The 22,657-nt window shown below is 61.8% G+C and carries 21 protein-coding genes and 1 other RNA gene; 14 read left to right on the top strand and 8 right to left on the bottom strand.

Annotated features, from left to right (window positions below; translation table 11 throughout):
• Positions 1-41: 41 nt before the first annotated feature.
• Positions 42-1,052, bottom strand: coding sequence for a type I glyceraldehyde-3-phosphate dehydrogenase (gap, locus tag AB8B20_RS11530; RefSeq protein WP_092144873.1), 1,011 nt, complete (start codon positions 1,050-1,052; stop codon positions 42-44).
• 128 nt (positions 1,053-1,180) lie between these two features.
• Positions 1,181-3,166 carry a transketolase gene (gene tkt / locus AB8B20_RS11525; RefSeq protein WP_439072661.1) on the bottom strand — a complete coding sequence of 662 codons (1,986 nt, stop codon included), beginning with the start codon at positions 3,164-3,166 and terminating at the stop codon, positions 1,181-1,183.
• A gap of 309 nt (positions 3,167-3,475) precedes the next feature.
• Here tkt and AB8B20_RS11520 point away from each other — a divergent pair, with 309 nt between their 5' ends.
• The 5 genes from AB8B20_RS11520 (at position 3,476) to AB8B20_RS11500 (ending at position 5,959) form a co-directional block, all read left to right on the top strand.
• Positions 3,476-3,805: a DUF4164 domain-containing protein gene (locus AB8B20_RS11520; protein WP_093756794.1), complete on the top strand. Its 330-nt coding sequence runs from the start codon at positions 3,476-3,478 to the stop codon at positions 3,803-3,805.
• A gap of 6 nt (positions 3,806-3,811) precedes the next feature.
• Complete coding sequence (locus AB8B20_RS11515; protein WP_068735170.1) at positions 3,812-4,195, top strand: cell division protein ZapA; 384 nt, start codon at positions 3,812-3,814, stop codon at positions 4,193-4,195.
• Between the two features lie 61 nt (positions 4,196-4,256).
• A non-coding RNA gene (ssrS, locus tag AB8B20_RS11510) (6S RNA) lies at positions 4,257-4,416 on the top strand.
• Between the two features lie 129 nt (positions 4,417-4,545).
• The gene (locus tag AB8B20_RS11505; protein WP_092144869.1) at positions 4,546-5,133 is read left to right on the top strand and encodes a 5-formyltetrahydrofolate cyclo-ligase; all 588 of its coding nucleotides are present in this window, start codon (positions 4,546-4,548) and stop codon (positions 5,131-5,133) included.
• Position 5,134: 1 nt separating this feature from the next.
• The gene (locus AB8B20_RS11500; RefSeq protein WP_093756792.1) at positions 5,135-5,959 is read left to right on the top strand and encodes a TIGR00282 family metallophosphoesterase; all 825 of its coding nucleotides are present in this window, start codon (positions 5,135-5,137) and stop codon (positions 5,957-5,959) included.
• A 6-nt stretch (positions 5,960-5,965) separates the two neighbouring features.
• On the opposite strand, the gene AB8B20_RS11495 is transcribed toward AB8B20_RS11500, so the two are convergent.
• From AB8B20_RS11495 to AB8B20_RS11475, 5 genes are all read right to left on the bottom strand, one after another.
• Positions 5,966-7,312 (bottom strand): c-type cytochrome, encoded by a 1,347-nt coding sequence (locus AB8B20_RS11495; RefSeq protein ID WP_439072659.1) that lies wholly within the window; start codon positions 7,310-7,312, stop codon positions 5,966-5,968.
• Positions 7,309-9,513 carry a molybdopterin cofactor-binding domain-containing protein gene (locus tag AB8B20_RS11490; protein ID WP_439072658.1) on the bottom strand — a complete coding sequence of 735 codons (2,205 nt, stop codon included), beginning with the start codon at positions 9,511-9,513 and terminating at the stop codon, positions 7,309-7,311. Before AB8B20_RS11490 ends, AB8B20_RS11495 begins: the two co-directional genes overlap by 4 nt.
• Before the next feature lie 9 nt (positions 9,514-9,522).
• A complete protein-coding gene (locus tag AB8B20_RS11485; protein ID WP_165826854.1) occupies positions 9,523-9,984 on the bottom strand; it encodes a (2Fe-2S)-binding protein in 462 nt (153 codons plus the stop codon).
• 296 nt (positions 9,985-10,280) lie between these two features.
• Positions 10,281-11,207 carry a polyphosphate kinase 2 gene (gene ppk2 / locus AB8B20_RS11480; RefSeq protein ID WP_439072657.1) on the bottom strand — a complete coding sequence of 309 codons (927 nt, stop codon included), beginning with the start codon at positions 11,205-11,207 and terminating at the stop codon, positions 10,281-10,283.
• A 604-nt stretch (positions 11,208-11,811) separates the two neighbouring features.
• Positions 11,812-13,512, bottom strand: coding sequence for a methyl-accepting chemotaxis protein (locus tag AB8B20_RS11475; protein WP_439073063.1), 1,701 nt, complete (start codon positions 13,510-13,512; stop codon positions 11,812-11,814).
• 62 nt (positions 13,513-13,574) lie between these two features.
• Between AB8B20_RS11475 and AB8B20_RS11470 the strand changes: the two genes are divergently transcribed.
• The 7 genes from AB8B20_RS11470 (at position 13,575) to AB8B20_RS11440 (ending at position 17,682) form a co-directional block, all read left to right on the top strand.
• Positions 13,575-13,721 carry a hypothetical protein gene (locus tag AB8B20_RS11470; RefSeq protein WP_439072656.1) on the top strand — a complete coding sequence of 49 codons (147 nt, stop codon included), beginning with the start codon at positions 13,575-13,577 and terminating at the stop codon, positions 13,719-13,721.
• Positions 13,722-13,748: 27 nt separating this feature from the next.
• Positions 13,749-14,495, top strand: coding sequence for a YebC/PmpR family DNA-binding transcriptional regulator (locus tag AB8B20_RS11465; RefSeq protein WP_089265380.1), 747 nt, complete (start codon positions 13,749-13,751; stop codon positions 14,493-14,495).
• 85 nt (positions 14,496-14,580) lie between these two features.
• Positions 14,581-15,108: a crossover junction endodeoxyribonuclease RuvC gene (gene ruvC / locus AB8B20_RS11460; protein WP_089265379.1), complete on the top strand. Its 528-nt coding sequence runs from the start codon at positions 14,581-14,583 to the stop codon at positions 15,106-15,108.
• The gene (gene ruvA / locus AB8B20_RS11455; protein WP_439072655.1) at positions 15,105-15,722 is read left to right on the top strand and encodes a Holliday junction branch migration protein RuvA; all 618 of its coding nucleotides are present in this window, start codon (positions 15,105-15,107) and stop codon (positions 15,720-15,722) included. The genes ruvC and ruvA overlap by 4 nt, the downstream gene beginning before the upstream one ends.
• Positions 15,719-16,219, top strand: coding sequence for a hypothetical protein (locus AB8B20_RS11450; RefSeq protein ID WP_244527924.1), 501 nt, complete (start codon positions 15,719-15,721; stop codon positions 16,217-16,219). Before ruvA ends, AB8B20_RS11450 begins: the two co-directional genes overlap by 4 nt.
• A complete protein-coding gene (gene ruvB, locus AB8B20_RS11445) occupies positions 16,216-17,265 on the top strand; it encodes a Holliday junction branch migration DNA helicase RuvB (protein ID WP_093756787.1) in 1,050 nt (349 codons plus the stop codon). The genes AB8B20_RS11450 and ruvB overlap by 4 nt, the downstream gene beginning before the upstream one ends.
• A gap of 6 nt (positions 17,266-17,271) precedes the next feature.
• Positions 17,272-17,682 carry an NUDIX hydrolase gene (locus tag AB8B20_RS11440; RefSeq protein ID WP_439072653.1) on the top strand — a complete coding sequence of 137 codons (411 nt, stop codon included), beginning with the start codon at positions 17,272-17,274 and terminating at the stop codon, positions 17,680-17,682.
• A 213-nt stretch (positions 17,683-17,895) separates the two neighbouring features.
• On the opposite strand, the gene rocD is transcribed toward AB8B20_RS11440, so the two are convergent.
• A complete protein-coding gene (rocD, locus tag AB8B20_RS11435; protein ID WP_439072652.1) occupies positions 17,896-19,113 on the bottom strand; it encodes an ornithine--oxo-acid transaminase in 1,218 nt (405 codons plus the stop codon).
• Positions 19,114-19,250: 137 nt separating this feature from the next.
• Here rocD and AB8B20_RS11430 point away from each other — a divergent pair, with 137 nt between their 5' ends.
• Together AB8B20_RS11430 and ybgC are read left to right on the top strand one after the other, a co-directional pair.
• On the top strand, positions 19,251-22,034 hold the full coding sequence (locus AB8B20_RS11430; protein WP_439072650.1) for a UPF0182 family membrane protein: 2,784 nt from the start codon (positions 19,251-19,253) through the stop codon (positions 22,032-22,034).
• Positions 22,035-22,199: 165 nt separating this feature from the next.
• Positions 22,200-22,646 (top strand): tol-pal system-associated acyl-CoA thioesterase, encoded by a 447-nt coding sequence (gene ybgC / locus AB8B20_RS11425; RefSeq protein ID WP_439072649.1) that lies wholly within the window; start codon positions 22,200-22,202, stop codon positions 22,644-22,646.
• Positions 22,647-22,657 lie beyond the last annotated feature (11 nt).

Raw genomic sequence — 22,657 nt, 5'->3', positions numbered from 1 at the left:
GACGCGGCGTCTTATGCTGCGTCCGGGATAACGGTCGTGTCTTAGAGCAGCTTGCCCATCGCGACGGCGGTATCGGCCATGCGGTTGGAGAAGCCCCACTCGTTGTCGTACCAGGAGAGTACCCGCACCAGCGTGCCGTTCTGCACCTTGGTCTGGTCGAAGGCGAAGGTCGACGAATGCGGATCGTGATTGAAGTCGATCGATACGTTCGGGTGCGAAGTGGTGCCGAGCACGCCCTTCAGCTCGCCGGCCGCAGCCTTCTTGATCGCTTCGTTGATCTCTTCCTTTGTGGTGCTCCTTTTGGCGATGATCTTGAGATCGACCACCGAGACGTTCGGGGTCGGTACGCGGATCGAAACGCCGTCGAGCTTGCCGGCCAGTTCGGGCATCACGAGGCCGATGGCCTTCGCGGCGCCGGTCGAGGTCGGAATCATCGACATCGCAGCGGCGCGGCCGCGATAGAGATCGCTATGCAGCGTGTCCAGCGTCGGCTGGTCGCCGGTGTAAGCGTGGATCGTGGTCATGAAGCCGGTTTCGATACCGACGGTCTCGTTCAGCACCTTGGCGACAGGCGCCAGGCAGTTGGTGGTGCACGAACCGTTGGAAACGACCAGATGCTCCTTGGTCAGGGTCTTGTGGTTGACGCCGTAGACGATCGTGGCATCAGCACCATCGGACGGAGCCGAAACCAGCACGCGCTTGGCGCCTGCGGTCAGATGCGACGTCGCCTTCGCCTTGGCGCTGAAGATGCCGGTGCATTCGAGCGCGATATCGATGCCGAGATCCTTCCACGGCAGCGTGTTCGGATCGCGCACCGCAGTGACCTTGATCTTGTTGCCGTTGCCGAGCTGGATGCTGTCGCCGTCGACGGTGACGTCGCCGGGGAAGCGGCCATGCACGCTGTCGAAGCGCAGCAGGTGGGCGTTGGTTTCAACCGGCCCCAGATCGTTGATGGCGACGACTTCGATGTCGGTGCGCTTGGACTCGTAGATCGCCCGCAGGACGTTGCGGCCGATGCGGCCAAAACCGTTGATCGAAACCCGGACTGCCATTCAACTTCTCCCTTTTATTAGGCTCAAACCTCGCGTGAGGGCCTTCATATAGTGACGTGTGACGGGCGTTTCATGCCCTGAATGGAACGCTGGTGCAATGTGTCAAATTTACCAGCGTTCCGATAGAGTTAAGCCGCGTTGTGCTTGCTGGTTGCAGCCTCGACCACGGCCTCGGCCGTGATGCCGAACAGCTTGTAAAGCTCCTTGGCTGGCGCGCTCGAGCCGAAGCCCTTCATGCCGATGAAGGTGCCGTCGTGTCCGATCACGGCATCCCAGCCGAACCGGACCGCGGCTTCGACGGCGATCTTGATCGGCGCGTCGCCAATGATCGCCTTCTGGCGCTCTTCAGGCTGCTCCAGCAGCAGTTCGAGCGAGGGGACCGATACGACCCGCGTCGCGATGCCCTTGTCGGCCAGTTGCTTCTGCGCAGCGACTGCGATCTCGACTTCCGAACCCGAGGCGAAGATCGACACGGCGGCTTTGCCCTTGGCCGCGATCAACTCATAGCCGCCAGCGGCGCAGAGATTGTCGTCGTGATGGGTGGTGCGCACCGGCGTCAGGTTCTGGCGCGACAGGGCCAGCATGGTTGGGCCGTTGGTCTTCTCCATGGCGAGCTGCCAGCATTCGGCGGTCTCGACGGTGTCCGCGGGGCGGAACACGCGCATGTTCGGCATCGCGCGCATCGCGGCCAGATGCTCCACCGGCTGGTGGGTCGGGCCGTCTTCGCCGAGACCGATCGAGTCATGGGTCATGATGTAGATGACCGGGATCTGCGCCAGCGCCGAGATGCGCATCGCCGGTCGCGCATAGTCGGTGAAGCACATGAAGGTCGCGCCGGCCGGGATGAAGCCGCCATGCAGCGCGATGCCGTTCATGGCTGCGGCCATGCCCATTTCGCGAATGCCGTAGTGAATGTAGCGCCCCTTGAATTCGCCGGGCTTCACTTCGATGGCGCCCTTGGTGCGGGTGTTGTTCGATGGCGTGAGATCGGCCGAACCGATCACCATTTCCGGCACGACCTGCACCAGCGCTTCGAGCGCGAGTTCGCTCGCCTTGCGGGTCGCGACGGTCTGCGGCTCGGCGATCAGCTTCTTCTTCAGCGCGAGGATCGCGTCCGCCATGGCTGTCGGTCGAACGTGATCGTTGCGGCGGGTGAATTCGCTGCGCTTGTCGTCCGGAAGGGCATCAAAACGCTTTTGCCAGTCCGCGTGCGCCGATGCGCCCTGCTTGCCGACGTTGCGCCAGGCCTGCAGGATATCATCGGGCACCTCAAACGGGCCGTAATTCCAGTCCAGTGCCTTCTTGGCGCCTGCGAGTTCTTCCGCGCCGAGCGGTTCGCCGTGGGCCTTCGAGGTACCGGCGCGGGTTGGTGCGCCAAAGCCAATCTTGGTCTTGCAGGCGATCATCGACGGACGGTCGGACGCCTGCGCCTGCTTGATAGCGGCAGCGATGGCGACCTGGTCGTGGCCATCGACATGCACGGCATTCCAGCCATGGGCTTTGAAGCGTGCGACCTGATCGACGCTATCGGCAAGCGACAGCGGACCATCGATGGAAATGCCGTTGTCGTCGTAGAGGAAGATCAGCTTCGACAGCTTGAGATGACCGGCCATGGCCAGCGCTTCGTGGCTGACACCTTCCATCAGGTCACCATCGGAGCACAGCACGTAAGTGTAGTGATCGACGATATCGCCGTATTCGGCGGCCAGCATGCGCTCGGCGAGCGCGAAGCCAACGGAGGTGGCGATGCCCTGACCGAGCGGACCCGTGGTGGTCTCGACGCCTGAGGTGTGGAAATTCTCGGGATGACCCGGAGTTTTGGAATGCAGCTGGCGGAAGTTCTTCAGCTGGTCGAGCGTCATCTCCTTGTTGCCCGTCAGATAGAGCAGGGCATAGAGCAGCATCGAGCCGTGACCGGCCGAGAGGATGAAGCGATCGCGATCCGGCCACTTCGGATCGGCTGCGTCAAATTTGAGGAACTGTGTGAACAGCACGGTGGCGACGTCGGCGGCGCCCATCGGCAGCCCAGGGTGACCGGATTTGGCCTTTTCCACGCCGTCCATGGCGAGGGCACGAATCGCGTTGGCCATTTTCGAGTGATCAACCTGCGCCATGTCGGTTTCCGTCTAAATTGAAGGGAATGGAATATTCTGCGTCCGCAAGAGGCGCGGTCTGCAGCGAGATGTTGGGATCGCTTAGGAGAAACTGGTGGATAGCATCTGGGTTCCTGGGAGTCCAAGGTCTCCCGGACAGTTCTGGTCTGTGGATATTTACGGGCGGTTTTTGTCGGCTTTGCGGTGCATAGCTTTTAAGCTTTGTTGCGTCCGGCTCGCTTGCAACCTAAGTTTCAGGGCCTAAAGGCTTGCGGAGCCGTGGTTTTTGAGCTCCGGTCGCATCACACCCAAGGTCCCGCGTAACCCAGTATGATCGAACGCCCCGCCCATCTCACAGCCTCCGATCCCGCCAATGGCGGTGCGGCTGAGATCGACTCTGCCACGCGGCGGTTGATGGCAGCGCTGGATGCTCTGGAAAGTGCGGTCGAGCGCCGCCGTGAGGCGGATCGCGACGAGGATGAGCTGGCCACCCGCATTCAGGCGCTTGGCGCCGACCGGTCCCGGCTGGCGGATGAGCTTGATGGCACGCTGGTGAAATCGCGCCGGCTGGAGCGGGCCAACCGCGAGATCGCCGACAAGCTCGATACCGCCATCGGCACCATTCGCGCGGTGCTGGCGACTGACAACGCGCATGAGTAAAGCGAGATGAGCCACGTCAACGTTACGATCAATGGCCGGCAATATCGCATGGCCTGCGAGGAGGGGCAGGAGACCCGCCTGCTGCGGCTGGCGGAAAGTCTTGAATCCCGCGTCGAAAACCTGCGCGGCAAATTCGGTGAGATCGGCGATGCGCGGTTGACGGTGATGGCGGCGCTGACCATTGCCGACGAACTGGTCGATGCCAATCAGCAGATCCGTGCCCTGCAGGAAGAACTCGCCGCATTACGCGATGTGCGCGTTGTCGCCGCGGATCGCGCACGGGCGACGCAGACGGCGGTTGCCGCGGCCCTGAATGCTGCGGCAGAGCGGATCGAGAAGACCACCCAGGTGCTCAACCGCACCATCGGCGGCGGCGTTGCTATTGGATAACGCAGGCTTTGATGCCAAGCGGGCACTGGCGCATCCGTCTCATAACCCCTACATTGCTCACGCGAGGCTGCGTCGCGCGTCAGGAGCCATATATCCCCGGGGCCTTATCGATCCTTCAGGGAACTGTCCCTGACCAGGTCCGTGGACCTGGTCACATGGTGCCCACCTACTTTCGTAGGTGCTCCGGGATCGAGTGCTTCAACGGCCATCGTGGCTTCGCACTTTTACTTTTTTGATGGCTGTGGCCCTTGCATGGCGTTTGCCGTGCAATTTTAGCCTCGCTCGCCAAAGATGATCGCGAAGACCGGTCCTGCGCTTCCGCAGGCTCTGCGGACAGCATATCGTGCGGCATGTCCGACACGCCGCCCACTCCGACAAAGATTGAGCTCCGCATCGCCGCGCTGGCACGCCGCACGGCGCTGAGCGAGGCCGAACGGTCGGCAGCCGCACAAGCCATCGCAGCGCGTGGGCTGCCTTTTCCGGTCAGGGCCGGCGACATCGTCGCCGGCTATTCTCCCATCCGTAGCGAGATCGATCCAATTCCGCTGATGCAGCATCTCGCCGCCCAGGGGGCGCGACTGGCGCTCCCGGTGATCATCGCCCGTGATGAGCCCCTGATGTTCCGGATCTGGAGCCCGAACGATGCGCTGGTGCGCGGTTCACTGGGCATTCCGGAACCAGCACCGGACGCGCCGCCACTGATCCCCGATATCCTGCTGGTGCCACTCGCGGCATTCGACCGCGCCGGCCACCGCATTGGCTATGGCGCGGGGCATTACGATCGCACCTTCGCGCAACTGCACGCCATCAAGCCATTTATCGCCGTGGGCGTGGCCTTCGACACCCAGGAAATCGAGGCCATTCCCATGCAACCACACGACGTGGCGCTGGATTATGTGCTAACCGAAACCCGGACGATCGATTTTCGGAGCATCTGACTTGCGTATTCTCTTCATCGGCGACGTGGTCGGCAAAACCGGCCGCGTGGTGATCCTCGAAAAACTGCCGGGCCTGATCCGCGACTGGAAGCTCGATCTTGTCATCATCAATGGCGAGAACGCCGCCGGCGGCTTCGGTATCACCGAGACGATCTATAATGATCTTATCGACGCCGGCGCCGATGCCGTGACCCTCGGCAACCACGCCTGGAATCAGAAAGAGGCGCTGGTGTTCATCGAACGTGCACCGCGTCTGATCCGTCCGTTGAACTTCCCGCGCCACACGCCGGGCCGCGGCGCCGCGCTGATCGATGCCAAGAACGGTGCGCGTGCGCTGGTGATCAACGCCATGGGCCGCGTCTTCATGGAGCCGCTCAACGATCCGTTCAGCGCTGTCGGCAAGGAGATCGATGCCTGTCCGCTGGTGGAAGCCGCGGACGCCATCGTGGTGGATTTCCATGGCGAAGCCTCGAGCGAAAAGCAGGGCATGGGTTACTTCTGCGATGGCCGCGTGAGCCTCGTCGTCGGCACGCATACGCATGTGCCGACCGCTGATCATCAGATCCTCGCAGGCGGCACCGCCTACATGACCGATGCCGGCATGACCGGCGACTATGATTCCGTGATCGGCATGCAGAAGGAAGAGCCTGTCAGGCGCTTCACGACCGGCATTCCCTCCGGCCGTTTCGAGCCCGCCTTCGGCCCGGCGACTTTGTCGGGCGTTGCGGTCGAAACCGATGACAAGACCGGCCTCGCATCACGCATCGCGCCTGTGCGGCTCGGTGGCCGGCTGTCGCAGGCCGTGCCCGAGTTCTGGCTGACCTAGTTCGGCCTACTGCTCCGTCTGTTTGCGCAAATCCGCGACATCGCTTGCTGTGATCTGCGATCCCTTGCTGCCGAAGCGCGCGGTCACGTAATTCGCGACAGCCGCGATCTCCGTATCTGAATGGCTCTTGCCGAAAGCTGGCATCGAGAGTGCGCCTTGCGGCGTATGCCGCTTGGTGCCGGAGATCACGATCTGCGCGACGTTCGTCGCGCCGGGATCGTTAACGGCCCACGCGCCAGTCAGCGTGGCCATGGGCGAGAGTGCGCTCTCGCCTGTCCAGCCATGGCAGCTCACGCAGGCGCCCTGGAAGACCGTCTTGCCAAGCGCGTTCGCCGTCATGCCGTCCCTGTGCGAGGGCGGTGCGGGTGGCGCGAGTTTCGCGGGCAGATCAGGTGAGGGCACCGCCGGCACCGTGCGCAGGAATGCGACCATCGCCTTGATATCCGTCGGCGCCATCTTGCTGAAACTGTGGTCCACGGCTTCGCCCATCGGCCCTGAAGCGGTACCGTGACCTTTGGCATGTCCGACCGACAGATAGGAAACGACATCTTCGTCGCTCCAGTTGCCAAGGCCCGTCGTCTTGTCCGAGGTGATATTGAAGGCCCGCCATCCGGCGGTCAGCGCGCCAGCAAATTTCTTGCGGTTGTCGAGCGCGAAGCCGAGATTGCGCGGCGTGTGGCATTCGCCGCAATGCGCCAGCGCCTCGACGAGATAGGCGCCCCTGTTCCATTCCGGGCTTTGCGACGTATCGGGTTCGAAGCGCGTATCGGGATTGAACAATGCTGACCAGAACGTCATTGCCCAGCGCTGATTGAACGGAAAGGCAAGCGTATTCTCAGGCGGTGCTGCGCGCACCGGTGTGAGGCTGAACAGATAGGCCTTGACCGCGAGCGTGTCCGCATCGGTCATGTAAGTGTAGGACGTATAGGGCATCGCCGGATAGAGCCGGGCGCCGTCGTGGCGCTTGCCGCTTCGAACGGCGTCGAGAAACTGCTGGTCGGTGTAGTTGCCGATGCCTGTCTCTTTGTCCGGTGTGATGTTGGTCGAATACAGCGTGCCAAACGGCAGTTTGAATGCGAAGCCGCCGGCATATTCCTTGCCGCCGGGCGCGGTGTGGCAGACCATGCAATCCGCCGCACGCGCGAGATATTCGCCACGCTCGATCAGGCTGGCATTGGCCATGTTGGCGGGAGCGCCTGTCGGATTGGCGCCCTTGTAGTCCGTCAGCGCCACTTTCGGCCCGCTTGAGAAGGCCATCGGTCCGGGGCCGCGCACATAGAGCGCAGCGCCGGCGACGCCGACAACACCGATGAGGATGACGCTGCCGAGAATGCGACGTGCGGCGGGCGTCATGACTTCTTCCTTTCGGCGATCGCATCGCGGTCGATCGGCATCCTCCGCAGCGCAACGCCAGTCGCTGCATAGATCGCATTGCGCAGTGCCGGCGGTCCGCCGATCACGCCGCACTCGCCTATGCCGCCGGGTGCTTCGCCGCTCTTGATGAGGTGGACATTGATTTTCGGCATCTGGTCGATCCGAAGCATGCGATAGTCGTGGAAATTGGACTGCTGCACGCGTCCCTTCTCGATGGTAATGTCGCCATAGAGCGCGGCAGTGAGGCCGAACACGATGCCGCCTTCGATCTGCGCCACGATGGTGTCAGGATTGACAGCGATGCCGGTGTCGACCGCCACGTTGACCTGACGCAGACGAATTTCTCCCTGTGAATCGATCTCCGCTTCGACCACAGTCGCGATCGAGGTATCGAAGGTGGGCTGGATGCTCACGCCGCGTCCGACGCGCGCTGGCAGTGGCTGACCCCAGTTGGCCTTCTCTGCCGCAAGATTGAGGGCCGCCAGCATCCGTGGTGCCTTGCTGAGCAATTCACGCCGGAACACGACGGGATCCTTGCCGGCCTTGCGAGCGAGCTCATCCATGAAGCTCTCGATCGCGAACACGTTATTGTTCGGGCCGACGCCGCGCCAGAAGCCGGTCGGCACCGCCGGCGGTTCGACACGGACATATTCACACTGGAAATGCGGGAAGTCGTAGGGCTGGTCCGCGGCACTATCGATGGCGTCGATGTCGATGCCCTTCTGGAACGCAGGCGGCAGCCAACGCGCGATCACGGCCGAGCCTGCGATCTTGTACTTGAAGCCGACCACTTTGCCGTTGGACAGTGTCGCCGAAATGTTGTCGCGATAGACGGGGCGATAAATGTCGTGCTGGATGTCCTCTTCGCGGGTCCACACCACCTTGACCGGTCCATTGACCTGTTTGGCGATGCGCACCGCCGCCACGACCATGTCGGGCTCAAGCCTGCGACCGAAGCCACCGCCGATCATGTGTTGATTGACCGTCACCTTTTCGACCGGCAAGCCAGCGGCCTTGGCAGTCTCGGACTGCACCCGCGACATGATCTGCGTGCCCGTCCAGACCTCGCAGGAATCTCCCTTGAAGTGCACCGTGCAATTCAAGGGCTCCATGGTCGCGTGCGCAAGGAACGGCATCTCGTAGGACGCGTCGATCCGTTCGCCGGTGGCGAGACCCTTGGCGATGTCGCCGACGGATTTGGCGATTACGCCGTCCGTCTCGCTGGCCGTGCGCAAATGCGCCCAGATGTCCTTTGAACTGATCTTGGCGTTGGGCCCTTCGTCCCAGGTGATATCGAGCGCTTCGAGCCCGGACCTGGCGGCCCACATGTGATCGCCGACCACGGCCACGAGGTCGTCGAGCACCACGATCTGCCGCACGCCCGGAATCTTCTTCGCCGCGCGGTCATCGACCTTGGCGAGTTTGCCGCCGAACACCGGGCATTGTGCCAGTGTCGCGAATGTCATGCCCGGCACCATCGCGTCGATACCGTAGATCGTCTTGCCGTTGACCTTGTCCGGCGTGTCGAAGCGCTTCAGCGGCTTGCCGATCACCGAGAAGTCTTTCGGGTCCTTGAGCGCGACGTCCTTCGGCGGCGTGAGTTTGCCGGCGGCGTCGCACAACTCGCCATAGGACAGTTTGCGCCCGCTGGCCGTATGCATCACTTGCCCATTCGACGCCGTGCAGCTCGCAGGTTCGACCTGCCACTGTTCAGCTGCGGCTTGCACCAGCATCGCACGCGCGGTCGCCCCGGCATTGCGCAGCGGTTTCCAGAATGCGCGCACCGAAGTCGATCCGCCGGTCGCCTGGATGATGAAAATTGGATTGCCGTAGAGCTTGTCGCTGGGCGGCGCATGTTCCAGCGTGATCTGCGCATAGTCGGCGTCGAGCTCTTCGGCGAGGATCATGGCGATGGCGGTATAGATGCCTTGCCCCATCTCGACTTGCGGCATCACCAGTGTCGTCTTGCCGGTGGTGTCGATGCGGATGAAGGCGTTGGGGGCGAATTTGCCCTCCGTCGTATCGGGAGGTTGCGTCGGCTCATTGGCCGCGCGGACCGGAAGCTGGAAGGCGAACATAAAGCCACCGGCAAAGGCGCCAGCGAGCAGATTGCGCCGTGACAGGCCAGAAGGCTTGTTTGCAGGACTGGTCGCAACAAGCATGTTGTCTGCAAGTTTCATGGCCGACTCCTAGGTTTGCCGTTCGGAGGCAGCATGCTTGATCGCTTCACGCACCCGGACATAGGTGCCGCAGCGACAGATATTTCCGGCCATGGCGGCATCGATGTCAGAATCGTCAGGGGTTGGCGTAGAAGCGAGGAGCGCCGCCGCTGACATGATCTGCCCGGACTGGCAGTAACCGCATTGAATGACTTCGAGGTCGAGCCAGGCTTTCTGCACCTTGGCGCCGACCGGTGTGGTGCCGACGCCTTCGATTGTGGTGATGGCGCGTCCGCTCACCGCACTGACCGGCAGCAGACAGGAGCGCACGGCCTTGCCGTCGATATGCACAGTGCATGCTCCGCATAGCGCAACGCCGCAGCCGAATTTTGTGCCGGTCATGCCGAGAATATCGCGCAGCACCCAGAGCAGAGGCATGTCGTCTGGTGCGTCGAAGGACTTCTGCTCGCCGTTGATATTGAGATTTGCCACAGTGAGACCCCCGTTTGCTCGACTCGATGATGCAATGGCGAATGGTTCGTCATCGGCCAACGACGGTACTATAGGCGTACGGTCATCATTTCAAAAGCAGCAATAAGATGCCGCAGGACTATACATTGGTTTGTATGTCGCGCGAGCGTGTCTGTCGGATAAATCGCGGTAAAATCTCCGCGACGTCATCCGACGCCCTCCTCGTGGGCGTCGGATGACTTTTATTCAAAAGAATATTGCGGTTGCGTTAGGCTCGGCCTGCCCGAAAAACGGTACGTGAGCTGCCGACTGTGGGGCTAGTACCGCTCCGGCACGTACATTTCGGCTGGCACCGGCGTGCGGTGATAGTCGGGATTGCGCACGCGTGCAGGCAGGACCACAGGCGGATGCTCGACCTCCTGATAGGGAAGCTGTTCGAGCAGATGCGCGATGCAGTTCAGGCGGGCCTTCTTCTTGTCGACGGCCTGCACCACATGCCACGGGGCTTCCGGAATATGCGTATGCTCGAGCATCGCTTCCTTGGCCTTGGTGTATTGCTCCCAGCGGGTGCGCGCCTCGACATCCATCGGGCTAAGCTTCCACTGCTTGAGCGGATCGGCGATGCGCATCGAGAAGCGCAGGTGCTGCGCTTCATCGGTGATCGAGAACCAGTATTTGACCAGGATGATGCCCGAGCGCACCAGCATGCGTTCGAATTCCGGCACCGAGCGGAAGAATTCCTCCACGTCATCCTCGGTGCAGAAACCCATCACGCGCTCGACGCCGGCGCGGTTGTACCAGCTACGATCGAACAGCACGATCTCGCCGCCGGCGGGGAGGTGCGAGACGTAACGCTGGAAGTACCATTGGGTGCGTTCGCGCTCATTCGGCGCGGGGAGTGCGGCAACGCGGCAGACGCGTGGATTGAGCCGCTGGGTGATCCGCTTGATGACGCCGCCCTTGCCAGCGGAATCGCGGCCTTCGAAGATCACTACGACCTTGAGCTTGTTCTGCTGCACCCAGCTCTGCAACTTTACCAATTCGCCCTGCAGGCGGAACAGTTCCTTGAAATAGAGGCGTCGCTCGATGGTCTCCGCCGGGCTGTGGTCGGACATTTCGTTGGTCAGGGCGTCGAGACGATCGTCATCGATCTCGAGCTCGAGTTCTTCGTCGAAGCCGTCCAGCATCTCTGCACGAATGCGGTCGTGGATTGCTTGCGCGTCATCGCGGGAATGTTCGGTCATGGCAGCTCCGCTTGTATCGAATGGGTTCACGGTTATGGACCGATGCAAATGTCAGCGGTGTGACACTGCCTCCCAGGCCCGGGGCGAATGGGCAAATGGCCCCAATGGGTCTCGCCGCCGCTGTCCATGCAGGACGGGGTACCGCAAGCCGAAATTCAACTACGCGTGATTGGCGCTACCTTGAGAGCCAAGCGTGCGCATCTGAGGTCGCGGGGCTCGTTGACCAAGGAAAAATGTGATGAATAAATTCATTCTGTTGGGCGCCGCTTTACTAATCGCCGGCACTGCGAACTGGACCGCGCAGGCCAAAGACGGGCATAGCGCTGCCAGCAAGCATCGACGGATCATGTCCTCTCACGCGCGGTATGAGGGAAGCGCCCCCGTAACGGTCTATCGCGGATTTGGTGCCGGCCCCGGTTCATATGGATACAGCGCGCCATATGGATATGGCGGCGGTTCATACGGCGGAGATGACAATGCGGAAGGCCGAACGAGCGGCGGCTAGGACGCCTTGGCAGTTTCGGCTGCTAGCTCACTCGCAGACGGAATAGGCGGCGCTGCGCCAGGTCTCAGGTGGCAGCGCAGGGCCGTTTACAAACCCAAATCATAATTTGTACGCCGTGCGGAAGCCGCCCCAATGGCGTCCCTGTATGCGCACAGGCACGTCGATCTCGCGCATCATCACGGTCTGACCGTTGCCCATGTCGCGGGCATAACTCTGGATCAGGTAGGAACGTGTATTGCGACCGGCGGCCAATCCAGCCGGATCGTTGAAGATGCGGCGGTTGCGGCAGTTGGCCGTATTCCAGGCGACATCACCCGGGCGCTGCGGCTTGGAATAGATGCTGTTATGTACCGGTAGATAGCCGTTGCGGTCGATCATGGCGCAGAACGCCATGCGGGTGTCCTTGGCCAGAAACGCATCCTGGAATTCGGGGAGTGCGCGGTCGGCCCAGCCGAGAATCTTTGTCCGGTACTGCACCGGACTGGAGCCAGGGATTTCGACGTAGTTGTCGTCGAACATGTCGTCGATGCTGATAGCGCCGGATGCAATACCGTCGGCAAAGATCTTGTTGAGCGCGGCGCCGGCATCAATGGCGCGGGTGACGAATTCGGTGTTTTCGTCATGAATAGCCCATAGCCGGTCTTCGATCCGGCTGATGAGAGCCCCGTCGGGCGCGACGAACATTGCCTGTGCGCCGGCAGTGGAATGTTCGGCAATGCGCAGGCGGCAGGGGCCGACCTCGCTGAGTTCAGCAGCAACGATGTCGTGCAACGGAAGCCGGTTCGCGTCCGGTCCGCCGATGAGAATGCCGTCCATCGAGATTTCATAGACCGGCGCGCTGATCTGGCCGCCGCGTGCCTGAAGATCGACATTGAGGTGACATGGCAGCTTTTCGCGTCGGCGCTCGTCTTCGCGCTCGCTCTGTTTCAGCAGTACCGCGCAGCGCGACTTCAGCCGTGAGGCAAACATCGTGACGGCCTGGCCGGCCTGCGCGACATGCTCGCCATGGGCAGCCGCTTCCTTCGCAGCGCTATCGATTTCCGCGGCGCTGTCGCCGACCGAGACGATGAACTGCGAGGCGGTGGTGGCATTGTGCGACATCTCGCTGGTCGTCGCGTTCTGCTCGGCGACTGCGCCATTCACATTGGCAAACACCGGGCGGATCGCGTCGATGGCGGTGGAGATGCGATGCACCGCATCGACCGAACTCGCAGCGTCGCGCTGCAGGGTGTCGATCTTCTTCCTGATCTCTTCGGTGGCGTTCTGGGTTTGCACCGCCAGCGCCTTGACCTCGGTGGCGACGACCGAGAAGCCGCGGCCTGCAGCGCCGGCGCGTGCCGCCTCGATGGTCGCGTTCAGCGCGAGCATCGTTGTCTGCCGGGCAATCTGCGCGATCAACTCCAACACATTGCTGATTGCAGCGGAGGAGTCGCGCAGGCGGTCCACATTGGCGCTGGCTTCATGGGCGGCGGCGCCGGCCTCGTCCGCGAGCCGGCTGGCATCGCGCACCTGGGTGCCGATACCCTCGGCCGAGTGGGTGAATTTGTCGGCGGCCTGCGCGAAGGTCGTGGCGGTGGATTGCGCGGCGCTGCTGCGGTCGGCCAGCACGTCGGTGCGGGCGCGGATGGCGGAGAGGGTGGTGGCGGTCGATTCGGCGCCGCCGGCGACGGATGTCGCGGCACGCTCAAGCTGGCGGATAAGCGCGCCCAGCTCGAGTTCCAGCAACTCCAGGATGTCGCGAGCGGTATCTGGTTCAGGATGCTGCGGTGCCACAGAAGGTGCTGTGTTTTCAGCGATCATCACCACTTCAGCCGCTTCCGGCTGCCGCTTGCGGAACAGTCCAAACGCCATCGGTGACCCCAATGAATACAATCTATACGGGTAACCTTGCACCTCGGCGTGAAGTGATGGTTAAGGTCGGTCGCGGTATTGCGAAGATCTGCCGGATTCGGCGGCAAATTTTTGATTTTGCCGATTTCGCGGCCTATAACCCCGCGCCGCAGCCCTAACTACCCTGACGCTTCAAGAGAGACCGCATGGCCGGACATTCCCAATTCAAGAACATCATGCACCGCAAGGGCCGGCAGGATGCCCAGAAGTCCAAGCTGTTCAGCAAGCTGGCGCGCGAAATCACCGTCGCTGCCAAGATGGGGACGCCGGACCCGTCGATGAATGCCCGGCTGCGCTCCGCCGTGATCGCCGCCCGGCAGGAGAACATGCCGCGCGACAACATCGAGCGCGCCATCAAGAAGGCGATCGGCAGCGACGGCGAGAACTATGATGAAATCCGCTATGAGGGCTACGGCCCCGGCGGCGTCGCCGTCATCGTCGAGGCACTGACCGACAACCGCAACCGCGCCGCGTCCGACATCCGTTCCTACTTCACCAAATCCGGTGGCAATCTCGGTGAAACCGGCTCGGTTTCCTTCATGTTCGACCATGTCGGCGTGATCGAATATGACGCCGACAAGGCCTCTGCCGACGACATGCTCGAAGCTGCCATCGAGGCCGGCGCGGATGACGTGGTGTCGGGCGAGGGCGGCCACGAGGTCTATGCCTCGCAGGAGACGTTCCGCGAGGTTGCCAAGGGACTGGAAGCCAAATTCGGCGAAGCCCGCAAGGCGGCGGTGATCTGGAAGCCGCAGAACACGCTCTCGGTCGATGACGAGACCGGCGAGAAGCTGATCAAGCTGATGGACCTGTTGAACGAGCATGACGACGTGCAGAACGTCTATGCCAACTTCGAGGTATCGGACGCGCTGATGGCCAAGATGGGCGGCTGAGCAGGGGTTCAGCTTCCCTCTCTTTCCTTTGGGACGGCTCCGCGTTTCTATTTCGTTCCGCTCCGACCGGCGTTATCCCTGTGGGATGACAAACCCTCCGATTCGCCCTCCTGTCCGCATCATCGGCATCGATCCGGGCCTGCGCCGCACCGGCTGGGGCGTGATCGAGATCGACGGCAACCGGCTGACCTATATCGGCTGCGGTTCGGTGGAACCGCCGGACAATCTGCCGTTGGCAAGCCGGCTGCTCGGCATTCATGAAGGTCTCGCCAAGATCCTCGGCGACTTCCAACCGGCCGAAGCTGCGGTGGAGCAGACCTTCGTCAACAAGGACGGCGTCGCGACGCTGAAGCTCGGCCAGGCGCGCGGCATCGCCATGATGACGCCGGCGATGTTCGGCATTGCCGTCGCCGAATACGCGCCCAATCAGGTGAAGAAGACCGTGGTCGGCGCGGGCCACGCCGACAAGAACCAGATCCAGGTGATGCTGAAGATCCTGCTGCCGAAGGCTGAGCCGAAATCCGCCGATGCGGCCGACGCGCTGGCCATCGCCATCACCCATGCGCATCACCGTCAGAGCACGGCACTGCGCCTCAAGGTCGTCGGCGCGTGATCGGCAAGCTCAAAGGCCTGATCGACAGCTATGGCGAGGACTATGTGATCCTCGACGTACAGGGCGTGGGCTATCAGGTGCATTGTTCCGCTCGCACGCTGCAGGCACTGCCGCAGGCGGGCGAAGCGGCGGTGCTCTCCATCGAAACATATGTCCGCGAAGACCAGATCAAGCTGTTCGGATTCCGCAGCGATATGGAGCGCGAATGGTTTCGCTTGCTGCAGACTGTGCAGGGCGTTGGTGCCAAGGTCGCGCTCGCCGTGCTTAGCACGCTGCCGCCGGCCGACCTCGCCAATGCCATCGCGCTGCGCGACAAGACGGCCGTGGCGCGCACGCCGGGCGTCGGTCCTAAAGTGGCCGAGCGCATCGTCAGCGAATTGAAGGACAAGGCGCCGGCCTTTGCATCCGTCGATCCGGTGGTCGCGCAACTCGCCGGCGCGATGGACGACAACCGCGCACCAGGCGCCGTCAGGGATGCGATCTCCGCGTTGGTCAATCTCGGCTATGGCCAGCCGCAGGCGGCGGCCGCCGTCGCAGCCGCGTCGCGCAGCGCAGGCGAGGGTGCGGAAACGGCGCAACTCATCAAGCTCGGGCTGAAGGAATTGGCGAAGTGAGCCTTGCCAGAATCGCCCGTGTGATCGGCATTGTCGCGATCTTCGGTATTGTCGGTTCGCTATCCGTGGCTGCGCTCGTATCGTTGCTCGTCGTCGGTCTGGGTGCTTCGATCCTGCAATTGATCTTCTCTGTCGCCGATCTCGATGGTTTCAGATCGCTTGTCTCGATTGCACTGTGGTTGCTGGCATTCGTTGCTGCATTGGCCGCGCTGCTGCCGTCGCTCGGTGCCGGCGTCGTCTTTGCGCTGTCCGCCGTCTATGCTGGGCAAAACACGATCTGGATGGCGTGGCTCGCTGCGGCCGTCGGCATTGCCGGCTTCATCGGTTTTGGAATGTTCGTTCAGCCCTCGGAATCGTCGGCAGTGATTTTGCCCGGCGTTCGATCGCTCACGCAAGCGCTGTCGCTGTCCGCATTGCTCGCGGGCATTGCCGTGATTCCAGCCAGCCTGTGCTGGTGGTTCGCGCGGCCGTTGCACCGTGGTAACGTCGCATCATGAATACGCCACCCGATCGCATGGTTACACCTGAGCGCCGCTCCGACGATGTCGGCGACACCACGCTGCGCCCGCAGTCGCTGGCCGATTTCGTCGGCCAGGCACAGGCGCGCGCGAATTTGCAGATCTTCATCGATGCCGCCCGCAAGCGCGGCGAGGCGCTGGATCACACATTGTTTGTGGGGCCGCCCGGCCTCGGCAAGACCACGCTGGCGCAGATCGTGGCGCGCGAGCTCGGCGTCGGATTTCGCGCGACATCCGGTCCCGTCATCGCCAAGGCCGGCGATCTCGCGGCATTGCTGACCAATCTCGAAGAGCGCGATGTGCTGTTCATCGACGAGATCCACCGTCTCAGCCCTGCAGTAGAGGAAGTGCTCTATCCCGCGATGGAGGATTTCCAGCTCGATCTCATCATCGGCGAAGGCCCTGCGGCACGCTCGGTGAAAATCGAATTGTCGAAATTCACGCTGGTCGGCGCGACCACCCGTGCGGGTCTGCTGACCAATCCGCTGCGCGATCGTTTCGGCATTCCGCTGCGGCTGAATTTCTACACGATCGACGAGCTCGAAAAGATCGTCACCCGCGGTGCCCGCGTGCTGGACATCGGCATGACCCCTGAAGGCTCTAACGAGATTGCGCGCCGCGCCCGCGGCACGCCGCGCATCGCCGGGCGTCTGTTGCGCCGTGTGCGTGACTTTGCCTCCGCTGCGGATGCGTCAGCGATCGATCGCAAAATCGCCGACCACGCGCTGTCCGCATTGGAAGTTGACAGTGCGGGTCTCGATGCGATGGATCGCCGCTATCTCACCACCATCGCCATGAACTATGCTGGTGGCCCCGTTGGTGTCGAGACCATGGCGGCCGCGCTGTCCGAGCCGCGTGATGCCATCGAGGACATCATCGAGCCCTATCTGATCCAGTGCGGCTATCTGCAGCGCACCCCGCGCGGCCGGCTGCTCACCTCGCATGCGTTCAAGCATCTCGGACTGAGTGAGCCGAAACGGGATGAGAGCCAGATCGGATTGTTCGGTTCGGGCGACGAGGAGTAGTTCGCAATGACTGACAAGATCATCGGCGTCGTCGCTGCGCTGATCCGCGATGACGCAGGGCGCATGCTGGTGGTGCGAAAGCGTGGCACCGAGGCCTTCATGCAGCCGGGTGGCAAGCGCGATGCAGGCGAGGACGATCTGGCCGCGCTGGAGCGCGAGATCAGCGAGGAGCTCGGCTGCCGGCTGGTGCCGGGCTCGGCGCAGGCGCTCGGCCAGTTCAACAGCGTTGCCGCGAATGAACCGGGATGGCAGGTGCAGGCCAGTGTTTATGCGGTGCAGGTGGATGGAGCGATCGCGCCCCAGGCCGAGATCGCCGAAGCGATTTGGATCAATCCAACTGCGCCTGAGGCTATCGTCCTGGCGCCATTGACGCGTGATCACGTGCTGCCACTCGCAGCTCACGGCTTTTCGTTATGACCGGTTCTACGACCTTCCATCTCGACGGCGCCATCGCCGACGGCCTGCATCGCATGCAGGTGCGGCGCCATGGCCTTTGTGGGGTCTTTTAAGAGCCAAGAGATCGAAGGCGTGCTCGGACGCCGGCTTCGCGAGCGCTTTGATCTCGTCCTTAGCACAAGCTCGGGCGCAATCGTCGCCGCGCGGATCAGCCTTGCCCAACATTGGCGGCCGCTAGGCCTGAACCGTCGATGCGGCGATCTCGTCCAGTACTTCGGTCAATCGGTCTACGGCCCAATCCACCTGTGACTTGTCGATAATCAAGGGGGGCGCAAAGCGTATCGTGTTCCGGTGAGTATCTTTGGTCAGCACTCCTGCCTGAAGCAAGCGGCTGATCACCGTACCGGCACTAGCCATGTTGCGGTGTAACTCGACCCCCGCAAACAAACCGCGACCGCGTACCTCGCGAATGATCGGATTTTTGATCGCAGAGAGCCGATCGAGGAGATGCGCGCCGACAGTCGCGGCACGTTCAATCAATCGCTCGTCGATCAGTGTGTCGAGGGCGGCTAATCCAACCGCTGATGCAATCGGGTTGCCTCCGAACGTGCTGCCGTGGTCACCCGGAGTGAAAACCTGCATGACCTCGCGACGGGCGAGGAAAAGCGAAACCGGCAACATCCCGCCACCGAGCGCCTTGCCGAGCATCAGACCGTCGGGTGTTACTCCTTCATGCTGACACGCGAGCAGACGTCCGGTGCGTCCCAGACCGCTCTGGATCTCGTCGCACAGCAGCAGCACGTTGTTCGCCTTGCAAATGCGCGCGGCCTCAGCGAGATATCCAGGGGGCGGCACATTGATCCCGCCTTCGCCTTGAATTGGTTCGACCAGAAAGGCCGCGGTGTCAGGGGTAATGGCCGCGGCGAGCGCCGACGCATCGCCGAACGGCACGCGCGTGAAGCCGGGCGGGAACGGCCCGAAGCCGTCGCGATATTGGGTTTGCGAAGAAAAGCCGACGATCGAGATGGTACGGCCGTGGAAATTTCCCTCCGCGACGATGATTTCAGCCCGGTCAGTCGGCACTCCCTTGACCCTGTAGGCCCATTTACGTGCCGCCTTGAGCGCCGTCTCGACGGCTTCCGCGCCGCTGTTCATCGGCAACGCGGCGTCCATGCCGGTAAGTGCACAGGCCTTGGCGAGGAAAGGCCCCAGCCGATCGCTGAAATAAGCGCGCGAGATCGTGTCCAGGCGCTGTGCCTGTTCTGTCAGCGCCTTGACGAGGCGCGGATGGCAATGGCCGAAGCTTGCCGCCGAATACGCTCCCATCATGTCGATGTAGCGTCTGCCAGCCTCGTCCCACACGTAGACTCCAGCCCCGCGGACGATCGTGACCGGCAATGGTGCATAGTTTCCTGCACCAAAACGGGCTTCAAGACCGGCGAAATCGGTCATGACAAGCGCTCTCCCGATTGGGCGCGCCTAAGGCGATGCGCGCCTCAGTTCTGATGTAGGAAGGCCGACGCAGAAAAAACAGGTGCGAGGGCTCACGACAGGCACCGCCACCTCTCCCGTTCTGCTATAATCCGTTCATGACGATCGGGATTACCGGGCCCGAACGGAAGACGCCAGGGCGAAACGCCGTGGTCGGGGTGATTGTGACTGCCATCTTCTCCGGAATTTGCCTGATCCTTCTCGCGATTGTCGGCGACTTCCTGGTCGACTGGATGTGGTTTTCCGCGGTCGGCTATTCGCAGGTTTTCTGGACATCGATCGGCGCGAAAGCCGCAGTCTTTTCCGTCGTCTTTGCGGCAACTGCCGTCATTGCGTGGGCGAATGCCCGGCTGGCACTTTTTCTTGTCCGACGGCGGCGAGGCCGGCTTCCCGTCGACTTCGACTGGAAGCTCGCGGCCACCGCGGTGCCGCCCGATCCGTTCGAATTCATGCGCGATCGGTTGCCATGGCGCCTTGCCATCGCTGGCGGCGCCGGATTCCTCGCTCTGCTTGTTGCATGGGAGGAGGTCGGCAACTGGAGCATCATTCTGCAGTTCCTCTATCAGGTGCCATATGGCGCGAATGATCCGCTGTATGACAAGGATATTGGATTCTATCTGTTCTCTCTGCCCGCCTATATCGGCATCAAGAATTGGGCGTTGCTAACGCTGTTCATGAGCGCACTTCTCGCCGCAGTGATCTATTGGCTGCATGGTCAGATCGAATACCAGGTCCAGCGGTGGTCGATATCACCGCCAGCGGTTGCTCACGGCTCGGCGCTGCTCGGCTTGCTCTTTGCGGTGAAGGCATGGTCCTACGGACTCGACCGTTATTTGCTGCTCTACGGAGACAATGGCGTAGTGGTTGGCGCGAGCTACACCGATGTCCACGTTCAGCTACCCGTTCTCTGGTTGCTGATCGGGCTTTCGATAGTCGCGGCATGCGCCGCGTGGGCGAACCTGTGGACGCGTACCTACTGGCTCCCCACTGCCGCGATGTTGCTCGTCTTCGGGGGCGCTTTCCTGCTGTCCGGCGTGATCCCGATGCTGTTTCAGCGGTTCTACGTGAAACCGAACGAACTGGAACTGGAGCGGCCCTACATCGAACGCAGCATCCGTCTGACCAGGGAAGCCTATAATCTCGACAAGATCGCCGCCAAGCCCTTTCCTGCCGAACAGGACCTTACCTTCGCGACACTCGAAGCCAACAAGGCGACCATCGAGAACATCAGATTGTGGGACGGGCAGCCGCTAGCCGATACCTACGCCCAGCTGCAGGAGATACGCACCTATTACAAATTAAGCGACCTGGATGTCGACCGCTACTGGCTTCGCGGCACCTACCAGAGCGTGATGCTGTCGGCACGCGAGCTCAGATCCTCACTGCTACCGCCGAACGCCCAGACGTGGGTCAACCTCCACCTGCTGTTCACCCACGGCAATGGAGCGGTGATGAGCCCGGTAATGCACAAGAGCGCTGAAGGGCTTCCGCTGCTTTACCTGCGGGATATTCCTCCCGTTGCGGACGGCGGTCCCGAGATCCGCGAACCGCGCATTTATTATGGACAAGAGGAGAGCAACTACGTTGTCGTCAGGACGACCACGCCGGAATTCGACTATCCGAAGGGGAGTGAAAACGCATACACGGTCTACGACGGTGCCGGTGGCGTACCGCTGACGGGTATGGTGCGAAAAATCATCTTCGCTCACCACTTCAACGACATGAACCTGCTGCTCTCCAGCTACATCACCGACGACAGCCGGATCATGATCCGGCGCAATATCGGGGAACGGCTACGCACGATCGCCCCGTTCCTCAGCCTCGACCACGATCCCTATCTGGTCGTCAGCGAGGGGCGGATGTTCTGGATCCAGGACGCCTATACAACCAGTAACTATTTCCCCTCTGCGCAGCCTGCGCCCGGCCGCAATCTGAATTACATCCGCAATTCCGTGAAGGCCGTCATCGACGCCTATAACGGCAGTGTCAACTTTTATCTGATGGACCAGGCGGACCCGATCGCGGCCACCTACCAGCGAATCTTTCCGGGGCTATTCAAGCCGTTTGCGGCAATGCCGTCCGATCTGCAAAAGCACATTCGCTATCCCGAGGACCTCTTCCTGATTCAGGCGCAGCTTTACCAGACCTATCACATGGCATCTGCCGACGTTTTCTATAACCGGGAGGATCTTTGGCAGTTTCCGCGCCAGCCGGCCAGCGATGGCGTCGCGCCGATGGTCCCTTACTACATTGTGATGCGGCTGCCCGGAGAAACCCAGGCCGAGTTCTTTATCATGATCCCCATGGTGCCAAGCCGACGCGACAATATGATCGCATGGCTGGCAGCGCGCTGCGACGCTCCTGACTATGGAAAATTGATCGTCTACGAATTTCCCAAGGAGAAGCTCGTCTACGGACCGTTCCAGATCGAGGCGCGCATTCATCAGAACACGGAGATCTCCCAGCAAATATCGTTGTGGAACCAGATGGGTTCACGGGTGATCCGCGGAAACCTGCTGGTGATCCCGATCGAGAATTCGATCCTGTACGTGTCGCCGCTGTACCTGCGCGCGGTCCACGGACACTTGCCGGAACTCAAGCGCGTGATCGCCGCCTACGGCGAGCATGTCGTCATGAAAGAGACGCTTGCCGAGGCCTTGTCCGCGCTTTTCATCGAAACTAACGCGTCGCCGACATCGCTGAGTGCCGCAACGGAAATGCCACGTGCGAGCCCTGCGGAAAACAGGGCGCAGGAGGCGCTTGATCGCTATAACGAGGCAATGAAGCTGTTGAGGTCTGGGGATTGGGCAGGCTTCGGCACGCAGATCGACGCGATGCGCGGTCTTTTGGAGAAAATGAGCCGGGAATCGGCCGGACACTGACCAACGCCGGCTGATTGTCATTCGACAAAGAGATGCGCGTTCCCGCGACCAAGATTCCAGGTGCATCCCAAGCAAGGTTCAAGCCCAAAGCGATTGGCACTTGCTGGGGAAGGTGCCTCTGTGCAAGACGATTACTCTCCGAAGTGTGATAAGAGGAATCTCCCCGTGACAGCCTCTCTTGATGGCGAAATTCGCGACGGTCGTCATCATATGCGGGTCCGCGTGTATTTCGAAGATACTGACGCCGGCCAGATTGTTTATCACGCAAACTTTCTGCGTTTCATGGAACGCGGCAGAACGAATTACTTGCGTTTGCTCGGAACGAGTCAACAAGAGCTGCTGAAAGAAGCGCGAGAGGATACGCCCGGCTTTGCCTTCGTTGTTCGTTCGATGAAAATTGATTTTCTAAAACCGGCAGTCCTGGACGATCTGCTTGAGGTCGTTACGGTTCCACAAGAGGTGAGGGGCGCTTCGATCCTGCTCGGGCAGGAAGTGCGCCGCGGCGATGAGTTGCTGCTTGAGGCCAAGGTCAAGGTGGCCTTCGTGTCCGGCGGCCGCGCCAAGCCGATTCCGAAAGCGCTGCGGATCGCCATGAAGGCCGATCAGATTTAGCAATCGCCCCA

It is taken from the genome of Tardiphaga sp. 866_E4_N1_4 (assembly GCF_052076075.1).
In the GTDB taxonomy this organism is placed as follows: Bacteria; Pseudomonadota; Alphaproteobacteria; order Rhizobiales; family Xanthobacteraceae; genus Tardiphaga; species Tardiphaga robiniae.
This window is presented reverse-complemented; position numbering and strand designations above follow the sequence as displayed.